Origin of the sequence: Brevibacillus sp. SIMBA_040 (assembly GCF_046535075.1) — a bacterium.
Lineage (GTDB): Bacteria > Bacillota > Bacilli > Brevibacillales > Brevibacillaceae > Brevibacillus.
On the sequence record NZ_JAWRXI010000002.1, the window covers coordinates 547,455 to 556,744 of the forward strand.

Annotated in this window: 11 protein-coding genes; 3 read left to right on the plus strand and 8 right to left on the minus strand. The window is 45.5% G+C overall.

Features of this window, described 5'->3' with window-relative positions; all coding sequences use genetic code 11:
• Positions 1 to 16: 16 nt before the first annotated feature.
• Positions 17 to 292 carry a spore coat protein CotJB gene (locus tag SB752_RS05700; protein WP_103105427.1) on the minus strand — a complete coding sequence of 92 codons (276 nt, stop codon included), beginning with the start codon at positions 290 to 292 and terminating at the stop codon, positions 17 to 19.
• Positions 289 to 513 carry a spore coat associated protein CotJA gene (locus SB752_RS05705; protein ID WP_289136267.1) on the minus strand — a complete coding sequence of 75 codons (225 nt, stop codon included), beginning with the start codon at positions 511 to 513 and terminating at the stop codon, positions 289 to 291. The genes SB752_RS05700 and SB752_RS05705 overlap by 4 nt, the downstream gene beginning before the upstream one ends.
• Before the next feature lie 298 nt (positions 514 to 811).
• Here SB752_RS05705 and SB752_RS05710 point away from each other — a divergent pair, with 298 nt between their 5' ends.
• Positions 812 to 1,384, plus strand: coding sequence for a shikimate kinase (locus tag SB752_RS05710; protein WP_410714721.1), 573 nt, complete (start codon positions 812 to 814; stop codon positions 1,382 to 1,384).
• A gap of 102 nt (positions 1,385 to 1,486) precedes the next feature.
• Here the strand turns inward: SB752_RS05710 and SB752_RS05715 are convergent, their stop codons facing one another.
• The 6 genes from SB752_RS05715 to SB752_RS05740 form a co-directional block, all read right to left on the minus strand.
• The gene (locus SB752_RS05715) at positions 1,487 to 3,910 is read right to left on the minus strand and encodes a sensor domain-containing protein (RefSeq protein WP_410714722.1); all 2,424 of its coding nucleotides are present in this window, start codon (positions 3,908 to 3,910) and stop codon (positions 1,487 to 1,489) included.
• A gap of 234 nt (positions 3,911 to 4,144) precedes the next feature.
• On the minus strand, positions 4,145 to 4,801 hold the full coding sequence (locus SB752_RS05720; RefSeq protein WP_410714741.1) for a thermonuclease family protein: 657 nt from the start codon (positions 4,799 to 4,801) through the stop codon (positions 4,145 to 4,147).
• A gap of 50 nt (positions 4,802 to 4,851) precedes the next feature.
• Positions 4,852 to 5,160, minus strand: a complete 309-nt coding sequence (locus SB752_RS05725; RefSeq protein WP_410714723.1) for a hypothetical protein — start codon at positions 5,158 to 5,160, stop codon at positions 4,852 to 4,854.
• Positions 5,161 to 5,446: 286 nt separating this feature from the next.
• Positions 5,447 to 6,496, minus strand: coding sequence for a MerR family transcriptional regulator (locus tag SB752_RS05730; RefSeq protein WP_410714724.1), 1,050 nt, complete (start codon positions 6,494 to 6,496; stop codon positions 5,447 to 5,449).
• 133 nt (positions 6,497 to 6,629) lie between these two features.
• Positions 6,630 to 7,070 carry a CBS domain-containing protein gene (locus tag SB752_RS05735; protein ID WP_103105433.1) on the minus strand — a complete coding sequence of 147 codons (441 nt, stop codon included), beginning with the start codon at positions 7,068 to 7,070 and terminating at the stop codon, positions 6,630 to 6,632.
• Positions 7,071 to 7,341: 271 nt separating this feature from the next.
• Positions 7,342 to 7,440, minus strand: coding sequence for a putative holin-like toxin (locus tag SB752_RS05740; RefSeq protein ID WP_373419714.1), 99 nt, complete (start codon positions 7,438 to 7,440; stop codon positions 7,342 to 7,344).
• A 167-nt stretch (positions 7,441 to 7,607) separates the two neighbouring features.
• Here SB752_RS05740 and SB752_RS05745 point away from each other — a divergent pair, with 167 nt between their 5' ends.
• Positions 7,608 to 7,952, plus strand: coding sequence for a YugN family protein (locus SB752_RS05745; protein ID WP_410714725.1), 345 nt, complete (start codon positions 7,608 to 7,610; stop codon positions 7,950 to 7,952).
• 72 nt (positions 7,953 to 8,024) lie between these two features.
• Positions 8,025 to 9,194: a putative lipid II flippase FtsW gene (ftsW, locus tag SB752_RS05750; protein WP_410714726.1), complete on the plus strand. Its 1,170-nt coding sequence runs from the start codon at positions 8,025 to 8,027 to the stop codon at positions 9,192 to 9,194.
• Positions 9,195 to 9,290: the final 96 nt, after the last annotated feature.

Genomic DNA, 9,290 nt, shown 5'->3' on the forward strand with positions numbered 1-9,290 from the left:
CGATTACCCCTCATTTCTACACTTGCCATGGCCATGGCTCTTCGTTCCACTGCCAAGGGAATCCGGAATAACTGCGTCCAAAATTTTGCAACGGGCCATACAAAGCTTCGTATTCGTTTGCCAGACTCCAACGCTTTTGGGTTAGCTGGTTGAATTGTTCGATAGCATTTGCATCAGTAGGGTGTGTGTCCAGATACAGATTGAGTTCAACCAGCACGAAGTCGATCGCCTGTAGTTCTTCGAGCAACGCGTAATAATGTTGCTGATCGAAAGAGTTGTTTGCAGGTGTCATCCTAGCCCACCTGCCCTATCTGCTGCCGGATTGTAAGGACTGAACAGCGCAGGCCATAATGTGCCTAAACGCAACGCTTCACTTGGCGAGTATTGCGGGAGATTTGCCGGTTGAAAGGTGATGAACAACTCAGGTGGAACTTGATACGTCTTTACACGTTTGGGTGGGCAGGGATCGAATGGGCCAACATAAGGAAAGTAGACCCTTGTTTGCGATTGCAAAGCAGACATCCTCCTTCAGATATAGGTATCTGACTACTCACCACTACACTATGTCACAAGTCTACTTGGCGTGATTCGTGCACAAGCTTTCCCCCAAAAAAGACCACTGTTCCTTGATTCCAGAAGCAATGGTTTATATTTCCAACACACAGCTATATCCTTTTCCCACCCACTTTAGCAATGTGAAGCAAAACAGAAATTCTCTCAAATGGAATTGACACAAGGCTCTTTTTCGCATCATAATAGACGTCATAATAGATAGACGCAATCATCAAGACTATGGAAAGAGAGTAAAAAAATGACTGAAAATATAGAAATATCGATACGTGAAAAAAACATTGTTTTTATCGGATTTATGGGTGCTGGAAAAACGACGGTCGGGCAGCTTGTCGCCAATAAATTGTCCCGAGATTTCATCGATATTGACCAGGAAATTGAGCGAATCCACCAAATGCCTGTTTCGGCGATTTTTCAAGAGCTTGGTGAAGCCAGCTTTCGTAAAATGGAACGTGAGCTGATTGTGTCGCTTTGCTCAGAAACTCGCTCGAAAATCATTTCCCTCGGCGGCGGTGCTTACATGCAGGAGGAAGTGAGAAAAGTCTGCCTTGCCAACTGTATCGTCTTTTTCATCGATGTATCGTGGGAATCCTGGAAGGAACGCATTCCACTGATTATCGACAGTCGTCCGATTTTGCAAAATAAGTCTTTGGATCAGATTGAGGAGCTTTTCAACAGCAGAAAGTCCGCCTATGCCTTGAATCACTTCAGTATTTCCAGCAGTGATATAGACGCGGAAACTGCGGCAGATCAGGTCGTCGAATCATTAAAGCTAACCTGGGACCTCAATGATACGAAGCACAATCTTTTATAATCAAATAAAAATCTCCCTTATGGGCGAACGCAGCTTTCTGCATCGTCCATAAGGGAGATTTTTTACGCTCAATGGAAGTACATTTCATGACAAGCTTTGGCTTCAACCTTTTGTATATAAAAGGTCTGTTGCTTCTTTGTACGGCAATGGCTTGCTGTAAAAGTACCCTTGGACCTCTTTGCACATTTGTCCTTTTAGAAAATCCACATGCGTTTGCGTTTCCACGCCTTCTGCTATGACCGCGATGTTCATATTATGCGCCATATCGATGATCGTTTTTACAATGGCTTGATTGCTCGTATTCAGGTTGCGCATAAAGGATTGATCTATTTTGAGGCGGTCGATTGGAAACTGGCTCAAATAACTCAGGGAGCTGTAGCCCGTCCCAAAATCATCGATGCTGATGCTAATGCCAAGAGCTTTCAGCCTGTTCAGCATGCGAATCGTATACGTTGCATCCAGCGCCATGCTTTCTGTAATTTCCAGCTCCAAAAATTTCGGTTCCAAAGCCGTTTCTGCCAGGATGCTTTCGATCATTTCAATCAAATTGTTTTGCATAAATTGACGCAAAGAAATATTGACGGCTACAGACAAGTCCTTGTAACCGGATTTCTGCCATTCTTTGGTTTGGTGGCAAGCTGTCCGCATCACCCATTCGCCAATTTTGACAATCAACCCCGTTTCTTCAGCAATCGGGATGAACTGAATAGGTGGTATCAGCCCTAGTTCTGGATGCTCCCAACGTATCAATGCCTCAGTGCCAATAATTTTACCAGTGTTAATGTTGATCTTCGGTTGGTAATACAAGATAAATTGCCGTTCATCCAGTGCTTTTCTCAGTTCACCCTCCAGCTTGAGCTTTTTTGAGATGGACCGATGAAGTTCCTCTGAAAAGAATTGAAAGTTGTTTTTCCCCTGCTCTTTGGCGAGATACATAGCCGCATCTGCGTTTTTCAGCAAGACCTCGATATCTTCTCCATCATCGGGGTACAAGCTGATGCCGATGCTTGGTGTTATGTACAGCTCCAAATGTTCCAACGTGACTGATTCCGCCATCTTATCAATAATGCGTTTGGCGATATCTGCAACTTCCTCACGTGATACGTCTGTCAAGAAAATCGCAAACTCATCTCCGCCTTGCCTAGAAACGGAATCACCTTTACGCAAACAGCCAAGCAATCGCTGGGCAACCGCCTTGAGCAAAATATCTCCGATCGAGTGACCGAGCGTATCATTTATATTTTTAAATCGATCCAAGTCGATGAACATTACTCCTATTTTCTGTTTCTTTTGTTTGGCCTGTTGCAAGGCCAATCTCAACGTTTCATTGAACAACGTACGATTTGGCAAATTGGTCAACGAATCATAATGAGCCATGTAATGTATGATTTCAGCCGCTTTTTTTCTTTCGGTAATATCCATCATGGAGCCTACTACTTCTAATATTTGATCGTTTTCTTCAATAGGGGATAGGGTAATATATAAAAATTTATCTAAATAGGCCAATTCGAAATTGACAATCTCCCCATTGAATGCTATCTGAAATTGCGTTTCCAGCTGATCGGCAACATCCTCGGGAAAAACCTCATGAGACGTTTTCCTCAGTGTTTTCTCTGTCGTCAGTCCGAGTTCCTCGGCAATTTTGCCTTCGCATAACGTAAATGTAATGGTACCTCTTTTGTCTGTGACAATTTTGAAGACGCAGTTCTGCAAATTTTTTACTGTCCTGCGGAAATCATTTTGCATCGCTTCTGCCAATGCGGTTTCCGCTTTTATGCGGTCGGTGATATCGGTACGGATGGAGACATATTGATACGGCGCGCCTTCATCATCCAAAAACGGAACAATCGTTGTATTCATCCAATATTCGCTGCCGTCCTTGGCCCGATTCTTCACTTCTCCTTTCCACACATGCCCTCGTCTGATTGTATCCCACATCTCCTTGAAAAAGGTTTTGGGATGATAGCCAGAATTAATGAGTCGATGTGTCTTGCCAACCAGCTCTTCTACATGGTATTTGGAAACCTCACAAAATTTATCATTTACATAGGTAATAACGCCCTTCTCGTCCGTAATCGCCACGATGGAGGATTCGTCCAGCGCATTTTTAATGTCATGCAAATCCTTCATTGTATGACCCAGCGACTCCTCCATCTGCTTGCGCTCGGTAATGTCCGTTCCGATTGCCACGTATTGATAGATGAATCCATCATCATTGCGGAATGGTACCATGGTGATATCCAACCAATAAATCGTACCATCCTTTGCCTGGTTTTTCATTTCGCCTTTCCATACTTTTCCACGAATGATGGTATCCCATAACTCTTTAAAAAATGCCTTGGGATGGAAGCCAGAGTCGATTTTGTTATGCGTTTTTCCAATCAGCTCATGACTCTCATACTGAGATATCTCACAAAAAAGGTGATTGACGTAGAGGATTTTTCCTTCATGATCTGTGACGGATATAATAGAAGACTCTTCCAGCGCGGATAACGCATAACCAACGTCGGTGATTTCTGTAAACATGTAACTCCCCCATCTGATTGCACATTACATTTGAAACATACGCGTGTATTATTGCTGCAATATATTCAATCACCTTTACTTACAATGTTTACTATAGGACATATGTCACCTTTTACTATACAACATCTATTGACAATATGTTGAAATCTTCGACAAAATATACAAAAAACCCTATCAGTTAGAAACAGATAGGGCCAACTTTTTTTATTGATTTCGTTGCATTTCATTGGAAATCTACCGCTTTGGTGCGCGGAAGCCCGCCGCCTGCGCTTCTTCTTCCGTCGCGAACCACATCTCGGCGTTCGTCTGTTCGTAGCTGACAGACCCTGGAACGTGATAAATTTTATCTCCCTTGGAGTTAATGTTGCCTTTGATCAATTTACCCTCTGGAGGCTGTTCCGCTTTATTCTCATCTTGCAGCCCCCATAAGCCGCGGTTCTGTTCTCTCGCTTCCCTCTCTGCCTCCAAAAACAGATCGGCCTTGGCAACGTTTGGCGGAATCGTCATGATGCGGGCATAGCCATCTCTAACCAGCTTTTCATTCACAAAAGTACCATCAGACAAATAAACGTACGCGAGCAGCCGCTTGTATTTGTCATATGGTTCTACGTCAAACTTCAGCGTGACTTTTTGACCCGACAAAAGCTCTTTTGTAAAATGACTCGCTTCTTTTCCGTATGGCTCTACAGGATGGTTGGGCTTCACAGTCTCGGGAGTATCCATCCCAATCATCCGCACTTTTTCTCCACTTTCGACTTCAAACGTATCTCCATCGACCACGCGTTTTACTGTGGCCTCGATCTGGCCGTTTGCCTGTGGTTGATTTGATGAGGAACAGGCTGCAAGCAAAAGCGCAAAAGCGAACAGGTACATCATAATCATTCGTTTCATAATCATTCGGTCTTCTCCTCTAAACATGTTGCTGCTTTATTTGCAGGCAATCACACGAAAAAACTGACCCGAAACATGTCAGTTTTACGCGATTGCGATTTTTTTGATTTTATAATTCTCATCCTCAATTGGCAAGCAGTGCCTTTCTTCTCTTCTCCTCTATATATCCAGACATAAACCAGTTGCAGAGGTGGCTGTCTATATACTCTTTTACTGTGCTTGCCTCCTGCACAAGTTGATTCTGCTTCTTTCCCCAGCACCCCCTGTAAAAACGCATCCGCCTTTTTCTTACGTACGTCAAGCGGCAGTTCTTCCCCATCGGCTTTGTCGGCTGCCCATTTTTTAAAAAGTTTGTCCACTTTTCATGTCGACATGGTCGTTTTCAAGTACAGTTGCCCGAACCGAAAAAAACGACCTTGCTCAAGGTCGTTTTGTCTATACGAGCACACTTAGTCGCGATCGGAGTTAAATAAGAACAATAGAACGACCACAACGATAATAATCCACAATAGCTCATCATTATCTCGGTCAAAGAAACTGTCGAATAGACCCATAGCGGAGTCCCCCTTTCCTTCTCGCTACAGCCTATGCAACAGACTAAGCACATGTCATTACATGGAAGAGCCCAAATATGAAAGGGATGTTCTATCTCAGCTTCGCCCAGATCAGGTGGACATACGTGGTCAGCTGCCTTACTTCCGAAACGAAGCCCAATGAATCAAGCTCTGCCAGCAAACGAGATCGATCTGCGTAGCATCTGTCCAAGATTTGCGAAATGGCTTCTTCTTCACCCTGTCGGCGCAAATGATCCAAATGAGAGTTACGATGCTCCTGATTCACAAACATCAGGTCCGCAATAATTAGCCTGCCCCCTGGCTTTAAAACCCTGCGGCATTCTGCCAAGGCAAGCTGCTTCTGATCATCTGTTAAATGGTGCAGGGCATAGCTTGTAGCCACAAAATCAAAATCATTTTCAAGAAACGGAAAAGCAAAAAAAGTGCCGAGCTTGGTTTCCACCTCAGGAGATTTACGTCGACATTGTAGGAGCATCTGAGGAGATTGATCAAAACCACTCATGCGGACTCCTTTTTTAATGAAACGGCTAGCGAGATTCCCTGTCCCTGTTCCCGCATCGAGCCCGGACTCACCAGACTTCGGACCTACTGCCTCGACTACTTGATCTAAGATTTCATTATAAAAAGCGTGTGTATTGAAACCGTCGTGTTCCCGGGTCACCAGCTCGTCATACTTGTCTGCGATTTGATTAAAATTCCAGCGATCCACCCAATTATCCCGGGTTTCACGAAGCCGCTTGTTCGCTTCTGCCAACTCGTACAAGGCACCTGGATCGATCCTGTCATCACGCTTCACTCTTTCAATCATCGCCTCGGTAGTCGATATCACCTTGCTCATCTCTACCCATCTACTGTACATAAAGGAGCGCTGTAGCTCCAAATAATGAAGCAGGCTGCCTTCCGTTTCATTTTGCACCTGCAAAAGCTCCCGGATATCATCTATGGGCATACCCACTTCTCGTAATGTAATAATCGTCTGCAAACGCCAGACATCCTCTTCTGAAAAATGGCGATAACCAGATTCATCCGCCTTTTTGGGGTAAATCAGTCCTTTTTCTTCATAAAAACGGATGGCGCGTGGTGTAATATGCAAACGTCGTGCAATGTCCTTGATTTGCATGAGGTTCCTCTCCCGCATGATTTCTTCCTTAGTATCATAAACCTTACCGTTACGTGAATGTACAGTCCAAAAAGAAAAAGCTGCTTGGATTCGTCCAACAGCTTTTTCGCTTGACCTGTTTGGTTATATTTCCTTAATGAGTTGCCGGCTCGGAAATTTCCTGCAGCGCATCGCTTGCCTCATCATGGTGAACCTGGCGGATCGCCATGTCAGCAAGAGCTACGATTCCTACTAGCTTGCCATTTTCCACGACAGGCAAACGACGAATTTGGTGCTGAGCCATAATCTTCGCTGCTTCATCCACAGTCATCCCAGGCTGACCAAGAATAATATCACGTGTCATGACCACTTCAGTCGCAGTAGAGCCTTCATGTTTTTCAGCAAGGCCACGAATAACGATGTCACGGTCTGTAATGACCCCGATCACATCTTGCTTCTCATCCACTACCGGGATGACACCGACATTCCAGTCGCGCATCTTGCAAGCTACCTCATACACATTATCCTTAAGCGTCACAGTGGCGACATCTTTCGTCATAATCTCGCGCAATGTGCGGTTTTCTACTTTCGCCATGTCTGTCTCCTCCTTTGCTAATGAACGATTGTAGTGTGTCCTGCTACCTATCGTTTCATGCGCCAGCCGGGACATGTGTCATGATTTTTCTGACTAGAGAAGACACACCCCCTATGTTAAGATGGAAACATGGTTTCTGTGAATGTAGCCAAAAAAGGCCGCAAAGGTGCCTCATCACCCGTGCGGCCTAAGCTACAACAGTCGTTCCTTCATGGGAGTCGGCTCACAGTTCCAGCTCGTAGACCTCCTGGCTGTCTAGCTCAAGGGAGGTCTACTTTTTTCGACTAGAAGACAGCATCACTACTAAAGTCCCAAATGTCAACATTAGACTTAGTGCCTCGAATACTGTCATGGTATCACCCCCTCTCATTCGGGGATGCCGACCGCCCTTGAGAAACCGAACTATTGTAGTAACAAATTATACCATATCTAACCAATCATGGTCATCCATCCACAATACCGAGTTATCCATTGCGATTCTTCCAAAAACAGACTATGATGAATAAGTGAATATCACCATTTGTAGGAGGAAATAGGATGGTTATTAAAGACACTGGGGTTGGCACTAAAGAAGTCTTTTTCGCCGATCTGGAGCACTACATGAGCGAGCTCGGATTTGACCGCGGCGCTTGGGATTACAAGCATGCTACATACGACTATAAAATCCAAGATAAAGGAAACGTTTTCTATCTTCGTATCGAAGCAAACGTGACCCAAGGCAAGCTGGAAGATACCCATGCTGTTCTCAAGCTGGAAGAGCCTTACATGGGTAAGCACTTGTTCCCGCACGGACTTGACTATGACTTCCCTATGCCTGACTCTGTTGTGAAAACCGCGAAGCTCAAGCTGCAAATGCTGAACGAAAAACTGTCTTCGCACTAGAATTCAAATTGAAAATGCACTGCGTTACAGAGAGGAGTCCCCTCTCTGTTTCACGTAGAGGGGGGTTTTACCATGAAGACGAGGGGCGTTCCTGATTTTTTGCTCCTGTTTTTAACCGCCCTGATTGTCGGCTTTGGCATAACGATGGTACTCAGCTCCAGCTCTATTTTTGCCTTGACCAGCTTTACCTCCAACGGCTGTTCTTACTGTGGTGGCGACGAGCTGTATTTTGTCAAACGACAAATCCGCTTCTTGGTAATTGGTGTGGTCGGGATGCTGATTGCAATGAACATCCCCTTCTCCTTTTACAAGCGCAATTTTTTGCTGATCGCCATGGTAAGCTTCCTGGCCTTGCTTCTGGTTTTGATTCCCGGGATTGGTCAGTATATTAACGGGGCACGCTCCTGGTTTAAGATTGGTTCGTTCAGCTTACAACCTGCCGAGTTTGCCAAGCTGGGGCTGATCCTGTATTTGGCTGCAATCATCGCCAAAAAGGGAGAGGGCGTGCGCAAGCTAAAATCAGGCTTGATGCCGCCCTTGGTCGTTACCGGGATCTTTTTTCTTCTGATTGCGATTCAGCCCGACTTAGGGACTGCGGCCATTCTTCTCGGAAGCTCTCTGATCGTGATGGTCTGCGGAGGCGTCAAGATTCGCCACCTCATCTTGCTCGGTGGTCCTGCTGTCACCATTGCCCTAACGGGTTATATCGCTACCAAGCAGCATGCCCTGGATCGAATTAACTCGTATCTCGACCCTTGGAGCGATCCGATGGGCACCGGGTACAACATCCTTCAGTCATGGATTGCAATCGCCCACGGGGGACTATCAGGCACAGGATTCGGAAAAAGCATTCAAAAATATCTGTACCTGCCAGAGAGGCACACCGATTTCATTTTCTCTATCATTACGGAAGAACTTGGATTTATCGGCTCCTCCCTCTTTTTGCTGGTATACCTCTTGTTTTTGTTGCGCGGCATTCACATTTGTCTAAGGGTTAAAGATCCTTTTGCCAGCCTCGCAGGGATCGGTGTCGTCAGTATGATCGGACTACAGGCCATCCTGAATATTGGCGGCGTAACCGGATTTATTCCGCTTACAGGGGTACCTCTTCCGTTTATCAGCTACGGAGGCTCCTCGTTACTCGTCTGTCTCATTTCCACAGGTTTCCTCCTGAGTGTTTCCAGGGAAGTAAGCAGGCAAAAGGTGGACGAGCAGTTGCAGAAGCAGCCATATTCCATGTAGTGTGCGGATAAAAACTGCAAATCGAGTAGGAGGGGGTGGCTAGCCCCCGTCCTCTCACACCACCGTACGTACCGTTCGGTATACGGCGGTTCATCT